Origin of the sequence: Bradyrhizobium valentinum (assembly GCF_001440405.1) — a bacterium.
GTDB classification, from domain to species: domain Bacteria; phylum Pseudomonadota; class Alphaproteobacteria; order Rhizobiales; family Xanthobacteraceae; genus Bradyrhizobium; species Bradyrhizobium valentinum.
In genome coordinates this window covers 125,786-140,640 of the sequence record NZ_LLXX01000119.1, presented here as the reverse complement: position 1 = coordinate 140,640, position 14,855 = coordinate 125,786, and the positions used below count along the sequence as shown (strand labels likewise).

Genomic DNA, 14,855 nt, shown 5'->3' with positions numbered 1-14,855 from the left:
GGTTCACACCTTCTGCGATGCGCGAAGCGCCTGGCCGAGATCGTCGATGATGTTGGAGACGGTTTCGATGCCGACCGACAGTCGCACCAGCTCCTCACCGACCCCTGCTGCCTTGAGCTGTGCCGCGTCCATCTGCTGATGCGTGGTGCTGGCGGGGTGAATCACCAGCGTCTTGGCGTCGCCGACATTGGCGAGGTGGCTGATCATCCTGAGCTGCTCGATGAATTTTTTGCCGGCCGCGCGACCGCCCTTGATGCCGAAAGAGACGATCGATCCTGCACCGCGTGGCAGCAGCCGCTTCGCAAGCTGATGGTCTGGATGATTCTCCAGCGCCGGATGCAGCACCCAGTCGACCGCCTTGTTGGCGGTGAGGGCTTCGAGGACGGCGAGCGTGTTGCTCATGTGGCGCTCCATGCGGACGCCGAGCGTCTCGACGCCCTGCAGCAATTGGAACGCGTTGGTCGGCGACAGGCAGGCGCCGAAGTCGCGCAGGCCTTCGGTGCGCGCGCGCATGATGAAGGCGGCCTGGCCGAACTGCTCGTCGAAGACGATGCCGTGATAACCAGCATAGGGCTCGGTGAGCTGCGGGAATTTGCCGGAAGCGTGCCAGTCGAACCGTCCGCCGTCGACGATGACGCCGCCGATCGCAATGCCGTGGCCGCCGATCCATTTGGTCGCGGAATTCATCACGAGATCGGCGCCGAGCTCGATCGGCCGGCTGAGGAACGGCGTCGCAAAGGTGTTGTCGATCAGAAGTGGAATCTTCGCATCATGCGCGATCTGGGCGACCGCCGGAATATCCAGCACTTCCATCCCGGGATTGCCGATGGTCTCGCCGATCACGAGCCGCGTATTCGGCTTGATCGCGGCGCGGAATTCATCGAGCGCACGCGGCTTGACGAAGGTCGTCGTGATGCCGAAGCGCGGCAGCGTGTGCGCCAGCAGGTTGATGGTGCCGCCGTAAAGCGAGGCGGAGGCGACGATGTGATCGCCGGCGTTCAGGATCGTTGCGATCGCCAGGTGCATCGCGGCCATGCCGCTCGCGGTGCAGATCGCGCCGACGCCGGCTTCCAGCGCGGCGAGCCGCTCCTCGAGCACCGCGGTCGTGGGATTGGAAATGCGGGTGTAGATGTGCCCGGCGCGCTCGAGGTTGAACAGTGCCGCGGCGTGATCGGAATCCTGGAACACGTAGGAGGTGGTCTGGTAGATCGGAACCGCGCGGGCGCCGGTTGCGGGATCCGGGCGCTGGCCGGCATGCAGGCTCAGGGTTTCGAAAGCAGGCGGCTTGGGTGCGGGCATGCGGGGCTCGTCATATCAACGGGTGGCGGGAAGGTATTTGATAGCTCAGACGTGCACGGCGGTGCGGACGCGCCCGGCATTGCCGAACACGCGCAAGTAACGTTCGATCTCGGACGGGGTGCCGGTCGCCTTCTCGGGATTATCAGACAGCTTGACCGCCGGCCGACCGTCAACCGACGTCACCTTGCAGACCAGCGAGATCGGATCGAGATCGGCGGATCCATCCGGCGCGCAGCCGACGAAATCATTGGTGAGGTTGGTGCCCCAACCGAAGGAGATGCGGACGCGTCCGGTGAAGTGACGATAGGTCTCCTCGATCGAGTCGACATCCATGCCGTCGGAGAATACCAGCAGCTTCTCCTTGGGATCGCGCCCCTTCTGCTTCCACCACTTGATGATGTCCTCGCCGGCCGCAATCGGGGGTGCGCTGTCCGGGCGGAAGCCGGTCCAGTCGGCGACCCAGTCCGGCGCGTCGCGCAGAAAGGTCTTGGTGCCGAACGCGTCGGGCAGGGCGATCAGGAGGTTGCCGCCGTAGGTATGCCTCCATTGATCGAGGATGCGATAGGGCGCCCAGCGCAGCTCCTCGTCGGAATTGGCGAGAGCGGCCGCGACCATCGGCAGTTCATGCGCGTTGGTTCCGATCGCTTCGAGATCGTTGTCCATCGCGAGCAGCACGTTGGAAGTGCCGGTGAAGGAGGGACCGAGGCCCTCCTTGACGGCCTCGACGCACCAGCGTTGCCATAGATGGCCGTGGCGTCGGCGGGTGCCGAAGTCCGAGAGCCGCAAGCCTTCGAGCTTGCGCAGCCGTTCGACCTTGGACCACAGCTTGGCCTTGGCGCGCGCGTAGAGCACGTCGAGCACGAAGCGTCCCTGTCCCTTGGTCGCCTGGCGCGAGCGCAGCTCGTTCATGATCGCGAGCGCCGGGATCTCCCACATCGTGGTGTGGGTCCACGGTCCGTGGAAGTGCAGTTCGTATTGGCCGTCGACCTTGTTGAGCTCGTATTCGGGCAGGCGGAAGTTGGCGAGCCAGTGGATGAAGTCCGGCGAGAACATCTGGGTCTTGCCGTAGAACGTATTACCGGCAAGCCAGATCAGCTCCTTTTTGGTGAACCGGATGGTGCGCGCATGGTCGAGCTGCGCGCGCAGCTCGCCCTCGTCGATGATCTCGGCCAGGCGTACATGCTTGGTGCGATTGATCACCGAAAAGGTGACGCGCTGATCCGGATAAAACTCGCGGATCATCTGCAGCATCAGGAGCTTGTAAAAATCGGTATCGAGCAAGCTGCGCACGATCGGATCGAGCCGCCAGCCATGGTTATAGGTTCGGGATGCAATGTCGGTAACTGCCATGGCGGAACTCTACCGTGCCGGGGGCCGCCCAACCAGTGGGTTTTGGCGGCGGCATGGCTGCTCAGCGCGCTATTCCTGCCGGATACGGCTAATCGCAGCCTGGACATCGGTCCAGGCCGGCTTGTCCGGGGCAAATTGCCGGCGGAGATAGGTTGCCAGTTCCGCGATCTGGCCGTCGGTCAGGCTGTCCTTGAAGGCCGGCATATAGCCGAGGTCGGTTGTCGCCGGCTTCGCGATGCCGTGCAGGATGACCTGGATCAGATTGTCAGGTGCAGTGCTGTGCAGATTGCTGTTCAGCGCCAGCGACGGGCGGCTGCCGAACAGCGGCGCGCCGCCGACCTCGTGGCATACCGCGCAGGCCCCCTGATAGATCCGGGCGCCGACGCCTGAGGCCGCCGAGGCGCGCGTGCCGGTCGAGGATTCCAGTCTTGCGGCGAGCGCTTCCTGCGCCGCTCGGTCCATGGAAACCTCGTTAAACGAAGCGAGATAGACCGCCATCGCGCGGATGTCAGAATCCGGAATCGTAGCAAGCTCCTTCACCACGGGCGCCATCGGCCCGGCGGCGACGCCGTGAAAGCGCGACTCGCCGGTTCGCAAGTAAGCATAAAGCTCGTCCTCGCTCCACGGAATCGGCGCCTGCGACAGCGATGTCAGCGCCGGCGCTTCCCAGCCTTCCGCGAATCCACCGGCGAGGTAGGCATTCGCCTTCTCCGCGCCGAGCGCATTGCGCGGCGAGTGGCAGGCGCTGCAATGGCCGAGGCCTTCGACCAGATAGGCGCCGCGATTCCATATTTCGGATTTCGCCGGATCGGGCTGAAAGACAGTGGGCTGGTGGAACAGCGCGTTCCATCCTGCCATCAGCGGGCGAAGGTTGAACGGAAACGCTATCACGTTCTGGGGCGTCTCCGCGCGCACTGGCGCCTGCGCCATCAGATAGGCATAGAGCGCCTGCATGTCGGCGTCGGTCGTCTTGGCGAAATGCGGATAGGGAAATGCCGGATAGAGATGCCGGCCGTCGCGATGAATGCCTTCGCGCATCGCGCGCTCGAAGGCGGGATAGGACCATGCGCCGATTCCAGTTTCGACATCCGGCGTGATGTTGGTCGCGTAGATCGTTCCGAACGGCGTTTGTAGCGGACGCCCGCCGGCGTTGAGCAGGCCGTTCACTGAGGTGTGGCAGACCGCACAGTCGCCGAGTGCAGCGAGCTGCTGACCGCGAGCGATGGTCGCAGCGGAATAGACCGAGGCATCGGGCCGCGCGATCGGCGCAATCGCGCGCCATGGCAGCACGGCCGCGCCAATGCCGATCGCGGCGGCGCAGAGCGCGGCGGCGGTGGCAAACACGCCGCGCCGTCCGGCAAAAGGATTCTGCCATCTGCTTAAGTCGGGCCGCGATTCCGGCGGCGGCAATGCCTGGTGTGCTGCTAGCTCCTCGCCGCGTAATCCCCGAAGGATGCGTTCCGGCGTGAACGGCAATTCGCGAAAGCGCACACCGGTCGCATCATAGATCGCGTTGGCGATCGCGGCCGCGCTGGGGACCGAGGCAGACTCGCCGACGCCGAGCGGCGGCTGATCCTGGCGCGGCAGCATCAAGACATCGATGTCAGGCACTTCGGGAAACTTGATAATGGGATAGGCGCCCCATTCCCGCGCTGTCACGGAGGTGCGGTCGAACGAGACTTCCTCCATCAGCGCGCGGCTGGTCGACTGGATGACGTTGCCATGGATCTGGTGGCGGACGCCGTCCGGGTTGATCATCAGGCCGGAATCCTGTCCGGCTACCACGCGCGTGACGCTGACATCGCCGGTCGCCTTGTTGACGGCGACGTCGGCGATCCACGCCGACCACGCCGCGCCATAACCGGGAAACTTGCTGTGCACATAAAGCGCATAGGCAAAGCCGCGCCCGCGCACGATATCGCCTTCGGCTTCTCGTTCCGGCCGCACCGGTCGCGGCTTCCAGCCGGCGCGCTCGGCCACCGCATTGACGAGATCGATGGCGCGCGGATCCTTCAGATAGCGCAGGCGGTATTCGATTGGATCGACGCCGGCCTCGCTAGCGCATTCGTCGATCCAGGATTCATGCGCAAACGTGTTCGGCAGCGCCGAGACGCCGCGCAGCCAAGAGGCGCGCGCGATGGGCGGCATGTCATTCGCCACCACGCGCAGATTCTCGTAGTCGTAGGGCGGGATCGCGGTGCGATCGCCCATCTCGAAGATGGCCGGCGTATGCGGAACGGCGCCGGTCAGCAGCAACGCCAGCGTCGGCGCGCCGTTCGATGGATAACGCGTCGCGAAATCATAGCCGGCGACGCTGCCGTCGGCGTTCAGCCCGCCATCGACGTCCATCAACTGCGCGGTGCCCTTGGGTTCCCACGCATGCTCCTGCTCCCGCGTCAACTGCACGCGCACCGGACGGCCGACGGCGCGCGACAGCAGCACCGCGTCGGCGGAAACGTCATCGGCGCAATTGCGGCCGTAGCAGCCCGCCGCTTCCAGCCGGATCACTTCGATTTCGGCTTCGCGCCGGTGGATCAGCCGCGCCAGATCGGTGCGCAGATGATGCGGGTTCTGCGTGCCGGACCAGACCCTGGTGTGATCATCCTGATAATCAGCGACCGCGCAGGACGGGCCGATCGAGGCGTGCATCTGGTAGGGCCAGATATAGGTGCGCGGCATCGGCTTGGCGGCGGCGGCAATTGCCGCATCGACGTCGCCCTTGTTGATCAGCGTGCGCGGCGTCGATGGATTGGCGCGCAGCGCGGTTTCGATGTCCTTCAGGTCGGGCAGCGTCGGCACCGGCTTCCAGCTCACCTTGAGCTGGGCGGCAGCCTTGATCGCATTCTCCTCGCGCTCGGCGACGACGCCGACGAAGTCGCCGATCCTGACGACGGCGACGAGACCGGGGATGTCGCGCACCGAGGCCTCATCCACCGCGATCAGGCTGTTGCCGATGAAGTCACCGGCATCGACACCTGCATAGGGCGGTCGCACCACGCGGCCGTGCAGCATGCCTGATACCCGCACGTCGTGAACGTAGACCAGTTCACCCGTTGCCTTCGCCGGCAGGTCGACGCGCGGAATGGATTGACCGACAATGTTGTAGGCGCTCACGGCCTTCACTGGAACGTCGTCGGCGAGTTCAAGGCGAATGGTCTCGCCTGCTATCAGTTCGCCATAGCTGACACTGCGATTGTCCTTGCCGCGGATCAAGCCGTCCTCAATGACGAAATCTTCGATCGGAAGCTCGAGCCGCTCCGCCGCGCGCGCGACCAGAAATTGCCGCGCCTGCGCTGCTGCCTTACGCAGCGGCACGGCGGTGATCTGGATGGTCTCGCTCGCAATCGTCGCGCCCTGATTGGGTACGAGCGCCGTATCGCCGAGCACGACGACGACGCGGGCAAAGGATACATCGAGCTCCTCCGCGACGATCTGGCCGAGCGCGGTGCGGATGCCGGTGCCGAGATCGACGTGACCGTTATAGGCGGTGACCGATCCGTCGGCGGTGATCTTGATGAAGGTCTCGAACTTGACGGCCTCGACCGGTGAGGCCGGACGAACGACGGACAGCGATCCCTGCAACCGTTCGCGATGCTCGGTCGTATCAGGCCCAGTCATCACGTCTGCGCCTCAACCACATGACCTGCAGCCCGCATCGCCGCGCGCATGATTTCGATATGCGCGCCGCAGCGGCACAGGTGATGGCGCAGCGCTTCCAGCACCTCGTCCTCGGTAGGGTGAGGGGAGCGCAGCAATAGCGCTTTGGTCGTGATGATCATGCCGTTGAGGCAGTAGCCGCATTGCGCGGCTTGCTCGCTAATGAAGGCTTGCTGCACGGGATCGGGATGCTCGCGCGTGCCGAGACCTTCGAGCGTCACAATGTCGCGCCCGGCGCAGCCCTCGATCGGGATCACGCAGGAACGCGCGGCGACGCCGTCGATCAGCACCGCGCAGGCGCCGCATTCGCCGAGACCGCAGCCATACTTCGGCCCATTCAAGACGAGGTCGTTGCGCAGGACGTAAAGCAATGCAGTGTCGGGAGCCGCGTCGACATCGTACGCTTTGCCGTTGACGGTCAGGCGCATCGTGTTCTGCGTCATGCTCCCTCAAGCCCTCGCTGCGTTGCAACACTCTGCGCTGGAAAGATACCGTTTGTGTACAAACGTGCAAGCGCGCCATCCCGCGCCGCAGCGCGCTGCCCGCTTTATGAACAGAGATGCGAGGCAAATGAGCTATTATGCGGCAAGCGAGGCTTTTGGCTTCCGGGCCCGCTTGACAGCGTTCAAGTCCGCGCGCAACATCATTCGTATACGAACAAAGTGATCGGGCCGCGAGGAAGCAGCTCCGATCGGCGCCTTCTCGACTGCAGGCTTGTTCATGACCGATGCGACCGTCGCCGGTGGCGACAAGATCCGCTGCGATGCCTGTCCGGTGATGTGCTACATCAAGCCGGGCGCGGCCGGCGCGTGCGATCGTTACGCCAACCACAATGGCGAGCTGGTGCGCGTCGATCCGCATATCGTGCTGGAGCGAACGGTATCGCATGGCGGGCGGCTGGTGCCATTCCAGGCCGGGGGCGACTGGGACGGCAAGCTCGTTCACGAACCCAGCGTGTTCGTCACCGCAATCGGCGCCGGAACAACTTATCCCGACTACAAGCCCGCGCCCTTTATCGTGTCGTCGGAGGTCGACGGCGTCGACATGGTCACCGTCGTGACCGAAGGCATTTTCAGCTATTGCGGCGTCAAGGTGAAGATCGACACCGACCGCTATCTCGGCCCTGAGACGGCAACGGTCCGCGCGGAAGGGGAGGCGATCGGCCATGTAACGACCAGCGAATACGGCTCGCAGATGCTGTCGCTTGGCGGCGTGCATCATCTGACCGGAGGCTCCAAGAAGGAAGGCCGCGTCACCTGCGACGCGCTGATGGATCTCTCCAACTGCAAGCCGGTGGAACTGACGATCGACGGCGGCGCCACGGTCGTGGTGCAGGCCGGCCATCCGCCCATCGTCAACGGCGTCGCCGAAGAGCGCATGCGGGTGGGGTGCGGCTCAGCGACGATCGGCATGTTCGCCAAGCAATGGCACGGCAAGGTCGACGAAGTCGTTGTCGTGGATGATCACATCACCGGCGTTCTCTCGGAGCATCAGGCCGGCAAGCTGCTCGATATTCCCGATACCGGGATCAAGATGAAGGGGCGGCGCTCGACGCCGGGCCGTTACTTCCAGGTCGCCGATCCCGGCACCGGCTGGGGCGGGACCAATATTTCCGATCCGCTGTCGGTGCTGGGGCCGTTCAATCCGAAGGAGGCGCGGCCCGGGCTCACCATGCTGATGGTCTCGACCACCGGCGAGCACGCCGCCTATTACGAACTCGACGAGGCGTTGCGGCCGATCGAAAAGCAGATGCCGGCCGATCTCCAGTTCTCGGTCGAGCGCATCCAGGAAAATTGCGAGCCGGCCTTGTGCACGGTGCTGTTCATGGGCGGTGCCGGCGGCTCGCTTCGTGCCGGCGTCACCGACAATCCGGTGCGGCTGACGCGGTCGGTCAAGGACGCGCTGACGCGGGTCACCAGCGGCGGCGCGCCGGTCTATGTCTGGCCGGGCGGCGGCATCACTTTCATGGTCGACGTGACGCAGATGCCGGCCGGCGCGTTCGGCTATGTGCCGACGCCGGCGCTGGTCGCGCCGATCGAGTTCACGCTGAAACTGTCCGATTACGCGGCGCTCGGCGGTCACATGGATCATGTGCGCCCGCTGGCGTCGCTGCGGGAGAACGGCGGGTTCCGCCCGATGCCCAATATGCCGGGACGGCGCGCATGAAACGGCTCCCGCAAATCGCGCTTCTTCCTGACGGCAAGCGGCTGCATTTGCAGGACGGTCCGATCGACCTGATCATCGAGGCGAAGGGAAGTGAGCGCAACGTGCGCGCCGCCTACGAGGACGCCGCGCGGCGCTTCACCTGCCTGCTCGATGAACTCTGCGAGGAGTTGATCGAACTTCGAAAAGCCGCCGATCCGGCGCGAAGCGCGCTGAACGGTGTCGTTGCGCGTCGCATGCATGCGGCGGTCGCGCCGTTTGCGGGCGAGCACTTCATCACGCCGATGGCGGCGGTGGCGGGCAGCGTCGCGGAAGAGATTCTTGGTGCGATGCTGGGCACGGCGCGGCTCGATCGTGCCTACGTCAACAATGGTGGCGACATCGCATTGCATTTGACCCGTGGCGAGCAATTCACCGTCGGGCTGATGGACCGACCGGACCATCATGGCGTGATGCAAACCATCAAGATTGAGGCCAATGATCCGGCACGCGGCATCGCGACCAGCGGACGGCATGGCCGCAGTTTCTCGCTCGGGATTGCCGATGCCGTTACCGTGCTGGCTCGAACGGCCTCGCAGGCGGATGCGGCGGCGACCATCATCGCCAATGCCGTCGACTTGCCTGGCCATCCCGCCATCATTCGCTGTCCGGCCAATGAATTGCAGCCCGACAGCGACCTTGGCGCGCGCCTCGTCACCCGCGACGTCGGCGTGCTCCGGGAAAGCGAGATCGACGATGCGTTGAGGGCCGGAGTTAGCCGGGCACAGCAATTGCTTGCGGCGGGGTTGATCGAAGGTGCCGCCTTGCGTCTACTAGGCGAGACGGCTGTGGTGGGTGCAGCAGGGATCAAGGCGGACGTGTTGCCAACGTTTCATGGAAACGCACTAGAGAGAACAGCGCATGTTTGATCGGCAGCGAGGCGGACAATGAGCGCGATCATTCGCAAGATCGTCACGGTGGTCGAGGAGACCCATCTGGAGATGGGACAGAAGGTTGCGCCGGCGACACGGCGCGCCGCGGCGATCGCCGTCATCGAGAACCCTTTTGCAGGCCGGTATGTCGAGGATCTCTCGCCCCTGATCGAAATCGGCGAGGAACTGGGCGATCTGCTATCGAAAAGAGCGGTGGCGGCGCTCGGCATCGACGGCGCAAAGGCCCATAGCTACGGCAAGGCCGCAGCCGTCGGCGAAAACGGCGAACTGGAACACGCCGCAGCGATCCTGCATCCGAAGATGGGCGCGCCGGTGCGCAAGGTCCTGGGCAAGGGCGCGGCACTGATCCCGTCGTCGAAGAAGCGCAGCGGCCCAGGGACGACGCTGGATATCCCGCTCGGCCACAAGGACGCGGCGTTCGTGCGCAGCCATTTCGACGGCATGGAAGTGCAGATCAACGATGCGCCGCGCGCCAACGAGATCATGGTGGCGGTGGCCGTCACCGACAGCGGCAGGCCATTGCCGCGCGTCGGTGGGCTGACGGTTTCGGAAGTCAAAGGCGAAGACGGATTGAGATAGTTTCACAGTACATTGGAGGTAGGGATGCGACGTAGACACGTACTTGGAGCAGGCTTGGCGATCGCGGTTGCGGGCATGGCGGGCAGCGCCATGGCGCAGAGCGAGATCAAGATCGGCGAAATCAACAGCTACTCGCTGTTGCCTGCCTTCACCGAGCCCTATCGCAAGGGCTGGCAGCTCGCGGTCGAGGAAGTCAACGCGGCGGGCGGTATCAACGGCAAGAAGCTCGTCGTCATCTCCAAGGATGACGGCGGCAAGCCGGCGGACGCGCAGACCGCGGCCAATGAGCTGGTGTCGAGCGAGAACGTCGCGATGCTGGCCGGCACGTTCCTGTCCAACATCGGTCTCGCCGTCTCTGACTTCGCCAATCAGAAGAAAGTGTTCTTCCTGGCGGCAGAACCCCTGACCGACGCCATCACCTGGTCGAAGGGCAATCGCTACACCTTCCGCCTGCGTCCTTCCAACTACATGCAGGCGGCGATGCTGGTGGAGGAAGCCGCAAAACTGCCGGCCAAGCGCTGGGCGACGATTGCGCCGAACTATGAATACGGTCAGTCGGCGGTCGCGGTGTTCAAGAAGCTGATGTCAGAGAAACGTCCTGACATCCAGTGGGTCGACGAACAGTGGCCGCCGCAGGGCAAGATCGACGCCGGTCCGGTGGTGCAGGCGGTTGCCGCCGCCAACCCCGAGGCGATCCTCAACGTCACCTTCGGCGCCGATCTGGTAAAGCTCGTGCGCGAGGGCAACACCCGCGGCCTGTTCAAGGGCCGCTCGGTGGTCTCGTTCCTCACCGGCGAGCCGGAATATCTCGATCCCTTGAAGGACGAGACGCCGGAGGGCTGGATCGTGACGGGATACCCCTGGTACGACATCAAGACGCCCGACCATGACAAGTTCCTGAAGGCGTATCAGGCCAAGTATAACGACTATCCGCGCCTCGGTTCGATCGTCGGCTACCAGACCATCAAGGCGGCAGCAGCGATCCTTGCCAAAGCCAATTCGACCGATCCGGAGAAGCTGATTGCGGCGACCGAAGGCCTGTCGATGCCGTCACCGTTCGGCGAAATCACGTTCCGCAAGATCGATCATCAGTCGACGCTCGGAGCCTATGTCGGCAAGACCGCGCTGAAGGACGGCAAGGGCGTGATGGTGAACTCGGTCTATCGCAAGGGCGCGGATTATCTCCCGAGCGATGCGGAAGTTGAGAAGCTCCGGCCGAAGTAGTGAGCCTCTTCTCCCTCGCCCCGCCCTTGCGGGGTCGAGACGAGCGAAGCTCGCTCTTAGAGGGCCGGGGTGAGGGCTGTCTCCACGAATCGAACTCGCAGAGACAGAGTCGCTCACCGCTATCGAGGCCTCATGGTTCGAGACGCGCGGCGTTGCCGCGCTCCTCACCATGAGGGACTACCAGACCTCATCCTGAGGAGGCGCGAAGCGCCGTCTCGAAGGATGAAGGCCCCCGCTCTGACGACTGCCCTAACCCGGACCGCCAATGGCCTTTTACTTCGTCCAGTTCCTGACCGGTCTCGCCAGCGCGGCGTCGCTGTTTCTGGTCGCGTCGGGGCTGTCGATCATCTTCGGCGTGACGCGGATCGTGAACTTTGCCCATGGCGCATTCTACATGCTCGGCGCCTATATGGCGTTCACGCTGACCGAGCGCTTCTCCGGCGCGCTCGGTTTCTGGGGCGGAATCGTCGCCGCGGCCTTGGTCGTCGCCGCCATCGGCGTGCTGGTCGAAATGGTGCTGTTGCGGCGGATCTATCATGCGCCGGAACTGTTCCAGTTGCTGGCAACCTTCGGCCTCACGCTGATGGTCCAGGATATCGTCGTGCTGATCTGGGGACCGGACGATCTGCTCGGCCGCCGTGCGCCGAGCTTCAGGGGCGCGGTGGACTTCTTCGGCCAGAACATCCCGAGCTATGACCTGTTCCTGATCGCGCTCAGTCCGGTCGTGCTCGGCGTGCTCTGGCTGTTGTTCCAACGCACGCGCTGGGGCGTGCTGGTACGCGCGGCGACGCAGGACCGCGACATGGTGGCGGCGCTTGGCGTCAATCAGAAATGGCTGTTCACCAGCGTGTTCGCGCTCGGCGTCTTCCTCGCGGCACTCGGCGGCGCGCTGCAGATCCCGCGCGATGCCGTGCATCATGCGCTCGACCTGCGCATCATCGTCGAAGTGTTCGTGGTGGTGGTGATCGGCGGGCTCGGCAGCATCATCGGCGCCTTTGTCGCCGCCGTGCTGGTGTCCGAGCTCAACGCCTTCGGCATTCTCATTTTCCCGAAGATATCCATCATCCTGGTGTTCCTGGTGATGGCCGTGGTGCTGATCGTGCGCCCGTGGGGGCTGTTCGGCAAACCGGAAGCTGCCGCGCGCCGCACGCCCGGGCTGACCGTCAATCCGTGGCGGCCGCTGACTTCGGGCGAGCGGCTGATGTCGCTCGGCGCGCTGGTCCTTGCGGCGATGCTGCCGCTGTTCGCGGGCAATTATGCGCTCACGGTTGGGTCGGAGATCGCGATCTACGTGATCTTTGCCGCCAGCCTGCATTTCCTGATGTCGGTCGGCGGGCTCGCCTCGTTCGGCCACGCCGCCTATTTCGGGCTCGGCGCCTATGGCGTCGCGTTCCTTGCCAAGGCGGCGGGGCTGCCGATGATCGTTTCGCTGCTGCTCGGCCCGCTGCTGGGCCTGCTCGGTGCCGCGGTGTTCGGTTTCTTCGCCGTGCAACTCTCCGGCGTCTATTTCGCGATGCTGACGCTCGCGTTTGCGCAGATCGTCTGGTCGATCGCGTTCCAGTGGGTCACGGTGACCGGTGGCGACAACGGCATTTTGGGCGTCTGGCCGGATAAATGGGCATCGAGCCCGGCCAGTTTCTACTGGCTGTCGCTCGCGGTTGCAGCCCTCGCAGTTGCGGTGTTGCGCGTGATCGTATTCTCGCCGTTCGGCTTTGCGTTGCGCGCGACGCGGGACTCGCCGCTGCGCAGCGAGGCGATCGGCATCAACGGCAAGCGCGTGCAGTGGACGGCGTTCGTCATATCGGGCACGGTCGCGGGGATCGGCGGCGCCTTGTTCGCCTATCTGAAGGGCAGCGTATTCCCCGACAGCCTCGGCATCTCGCTGTCGGTCGATGCGCTGGTCATGGTGCTGCTCGGCGGCGTCGAGACGGTTTCCGGCGCGATCATCGGCGCCATCGTGTTCAAGGCGGCCAATATCTGGCTGGTCAGCCAAACCGATCTTTCCAAGTTGGTGCTGGGGGGCTTCATCGTGCTGATGGTGGTCGCCTTCCCGAAAGGCATCGTTGGCACGCTGGAGACGATCAGGAATCGTTGGCGGTCCCCTGAGAAAAAATCCGCGCTTGCCATGTCACGGATCGAGACTGCCGAATGAGCATGGTCCCCACATTGCTGTCAGTCGAAGCCTTGAGCAAATCCTATGGCGGCGTGCATGCCGTGCGCAGCGTGTCGTTTGAGCTCCGGGCCGGCGAAATCCTGGCATTGATCGGGCCCAACGGAGCAGGGAAAAGCACTTGCTTCGATATGCTCAACGGCCAGAACATCCCGGACAGCGGCCGGATTACTCTGCTCGGGGAGGATACGGTGGGGCGGAAGCCGCGCGCGATCTGGCGGCTCGGCGTCGGGCGCACGTTTCAGATCACCGCGACCTTCCCGACCATGACGGTGCGCGAGAACGTGCAGGTCGCGCTGGTGTCGTATGGCAGGCAATTGTTCAATTTATGGGGCTCGACGGCGGCTTACGCGCGCGAGGAGGCGGGACGGCTGCTCGATCTCGTCGGTATGGGCGCCTATGCCGGGCGGCCCTGCGGCGAGTTGGCTTACGGCGACCTCAAGCGGCTCGAGCTTGCGATCGCGCTCGCCAACCAGCCCAGGCTCCTCCTGATGGACGAACCAACCGCAGGCATGGCGCCGCGTGAGCGGATCGAGTTGATGCGGCTGACCGCGCGCATCGCCCGCGAGCAGTCGATCGGCGTGCTCTTCACCGAGCACGACATGGACGTGGTGTTCGAACATGCCGATCGCATCCTCGTGCTCAACCGCGGCAGCCTGATCGCGCAGGGCTCGCCGGAGGAAGTCCGCGGCAACCCGCAGGTACGGGCGATCTATCTCGGTGAGGGTCTGGTCTACGACGCGCGGCATCGCGAGGGAGCCGGCGCATGAAGCTGCAGGTCGCCGATCTCAACAGCTTTTATGGCCCGGCGCATATCCTGTTCGATATTGCGCTCGAAGTCGGCGAGGGCGAAGTGGTGGCGCTGCTCGGCCGCAACGGCGCCGGCAAGTCGACAACCTTCCGTTCCATTGTCGGCCTGGTCGAGAACAGGTCCGGACGCATTGTGTTCGAGGGCAGGGACGTGTCGGCCCAGCCGACGCATGCGATCGTGCGCGGCGGGCTCGGCTACGTGCCGGAGGAGCGGCGCATCTTCACGGACCTAACAGTCGATGAAAACCTCGAAGTCGGCCGCCAGCCGAAGCGGCCGAATGCGCCGTACTGGACCCGCGAAAAGCTCTTCACGCTGTTTCCGAATCTCGGTGAAATGCGCAACCGTCCGGGCGGGCGGATGAGCGGCGGCGAACAACAAATGTTGACCATCGCGCGGACGCTGATGGGTAACCCGTTGCTGGTGCTGCTCGACGAACCGTCGGAAGGGCTGTCGCCGAAGATCGTCGAACAGATGGTCGAAGCCATCCTTGCGATGAAGAGGGAAGGCGTCAGTATCGTGGTATCCGAGCAGAACCTGCATTTCGCGCGGTTGATCTCCGATCGCGCCTACATCATCGAGCGTGGCAAGATCTGCTTCGGCGGCACGATGGCCGAACTCGACGCGCGGCCGGACATCCGGGACGCGCATCTGTCGCTGTGATCGGCAAAGG

Annotated in this window: 11 protein-coding genes; 7 read left to right on the top strand and 4 right to left on the bottom strand. The window is 64.4% G+C overall.

Annotated elements, in window-relative coordinates; all coding sequences use genetic code 11:
- Nucleotides 1-3: 3 nt before the first annotated feature.
- The 4 genes from CP49_RS18760 to CP49_RS18745 form a co-directional block, all read right to left on the bottom strand.
- Nucleotides 4-1,299, bottom strand: a complete 1,296-nt coding sequence (locus CP49_RS18760) for an O-acetylhomoserine aminocarboxypropyltransferase (protein ID WP_057851677.1) — start codon at nucleotides 1,297-1,299, stop codon at nucleotides 4-6.
- Nucleotides 1,300-1,344: 45 nt separating this feature from the next.
- Complete coding sequence (gene pncB / locus CP49_RS18755) at nucleotides 1,345-2,649, bottom strand: nicotinate phosphoribosyltransferase (protein WP_057851676.1); 1,305 nt, start codon at nucleotides 2,647-2,649, stop codon at nucleotides 1,345-1,347.
- Between the two features lie 69 nt (nucleotides 2,650-2,718).
- Nucleotides 2,719-6,267: a molybdopterin cofactor-binding domain-containing protein gene (locus CP49_RS18750; RefSeq protein ID WP_057851846.1), complete on the bottom strand. Its 3,549-nt coding sequence runs from the start codon at nucleotides 6,265-6,267 to the stop codon at nucleotides 2,719-2,721.
- Entirely contained in the window at nucleotides 6,267-6,749 is a 483-nt protein-coding gene (locus CP49_RS18745; protein WP_057851675.1) for a (2Fe-2S)-binding protein, read from the bottom strand. The genes CP49_RS18750 and CP49_RS18745 overlap by 1 nt, the downstream gene beginning before the upstream one ends.
- A 277-nt stretch (nucleotides 6,750-7,026) precedes the next feature.
- On the opposite strand from CP49_RS18745, the gene CP49_RS18740 reads away from it, so the two are divergent.
- The 7 genes from CP49_RS18740 to CP49_RS18710 all read left to right on the top strand — a co-directional run bounded on the left by CP49_RS18740 (nucleotide 7,027) and on the right by CP49_RS18710 (nucleotide 14,845).
- Complete coding sequence (locus tag CP49_RS18740; protein WP_057851674.1) at nucleotides 7,027-8,472, top strand: hypothetical protein; 1,446 nt, start codon at nucleotides 7,027-7,029, stop codon at nucleotides 8,470-8,472.
- Entirely contained in the window at nucleotides 8,469-9,377 is a 909-nt protein-coding gene (locus CP49_RS18735) for a UPF0280 family protein (RefSeq protein WP_057851673.1), read from the top strand. The genes CP49_RS18740 and CP49_RS18735 overlap by 4 nt, the downstream gene beginning before the upstream one ends.
- Before the next feature lie 18 nt (nucleotides 9,378-9,395).
- Nucleotides 9,396-9,980, top strand: coding sequence for an amino acid synthesis family protein (locus CP49_RS18730; RefSeq protein ID WP_057851672.1), 585 nt, complete (start codon nucleotides 9,396-9,398; stop codon nucleotides 9,978-9,980).
- Nucleotides 9,981-10,004: 24 nt separating this feature from the next.
- A complete protein-coding gene (locus CP49_RS18725) occupies nucleotides 10,005-11,204 on the top strand; it encodes an ABC transporter substrate-binding protein (RefSeq protein ID WP_057851671.1) in 1,200 nt (399 codons plus the stop codon).
- A 265-nt stretch (nucleotides 11,205-11,469) separates the two neighbouring features.
- The gene (locus tag CP49_RS18720) at nucleotides 11,470-13,356 is read left to right on the top strand and encodes an ABC transporter permease (RefSeq protein WP_057851670.1); all 1,887 of its coding nucleotides are present in this window, start codon (nucleotides 11,470-11,472) and stop codon (nucleotides 13,354-13,356) included.
- On the top strand, nucleotides 13,353-14,144 hold the full coding sequence (locus CP49_RS18715; protein ID WP_057851669.1) for an ABC transporter ATP-binding protein: 792 nt from the start codon (nucleotides 13,353-13,355) through the stop codon (nucleotides 14,142-14,144). The genes CP49_RS18720 and CP49_RS18715 overlap by 4 nt, the downstream gene beginning before the upstream one ends.
- Nucleotides 14,141-14,845, top strand: coding sequence for an ABC transporter ATP-binding protein (locus CP49_RS18710; protein WP_057851668.1), 705 nt, complete (start codon nucleotides 14,141-14,143; stop codon nucleotides 14,843-14,845). Before CP49_RS18715 ends, CP49_RS18710 begins: the two co-directional genes overlap by 4 nt.
- Nucleotides 14,846-14,855: the final 10 nt, after the last annotated feature.

Bases quoted from the DNA above. Each gene is read 5' to 3' on its own strand.
- CP49_RS18715 (WP_057851669.1), top strand. From the start codon at position 13,353: ATGAGCATGGTCCCCACATTGCTGTCAGTCGAAGCCTTGAGCAAATCC.
- CP49_RS18720 (WP_057851670.1), top strand. From the start codon at position 11,470: ATGGCCTTTTACTTCGTCCAGTTCCTGACCGGTCTCGCCAGCGCGGCG.
- pncB (WP_057851676.1), bottom strand. From the start codon at position 2,649: ATGGCAGTTACCGACATTGCATCCCGAACCTATAACCATGGCTGGCGG.
- CP49_RS18745 (WP_057851675.1), bottom strand. From the start codon at position 6,749: ATGACGCAGAACACGATGCGCCTGACCGTCAACGGCAAAGCGTACGAT.
- CP49_RS18760 (WP_057851677.1), bottom strand. From the start codon at position 1,299: ATGCCCGCACCCAAGCCGCCTGCTTTCGAAACCCTGAGCCTGCATGCC.
- CP49_RS18710 (WP_057851668.1), top strand. From the start codon at position 14,141: ATGAAGCTGCAGGTCGCCGATCTCAACAGCTTTTATGGCCCGGCGCAT.
- CP49_RS18730 (WP_057851672.1), top strand. From the start codon at position 9,396: ATGAGCGCGATCATTCGCAAGATCGTCACGGTGGTCGAGGAGACCCAT.
- CP49_RS18735 (WP_057851673.1), top strand. From the start codon at position 8,469: ATGAAACGGCTCCCGCAAATCGCGCTTCTTCCTGACGGCAAGCGGCTG.
- CP49_RS18725 (WP_057851671.1), top strand. From the start codon at position 10,005: ATGCGACGTAGACACGTACTTGGAGCAGGCTTGGCGATCGCGGTTGCG.
- CP49_RS18740 (WP_057851674.1), top strand. From the start codon at position 7,027: ATGACCGATGCGACCGTCGCCGGTGGCGACAAGATCCGCTGCGATGCC.
- CP49_RS18750 (WP_057851846.1), bottom strand. From the start codon at position 6,267: ATGACTGGGCCTGATACGACCGAGCATCGCGAACGGTTGCAGGGATCG.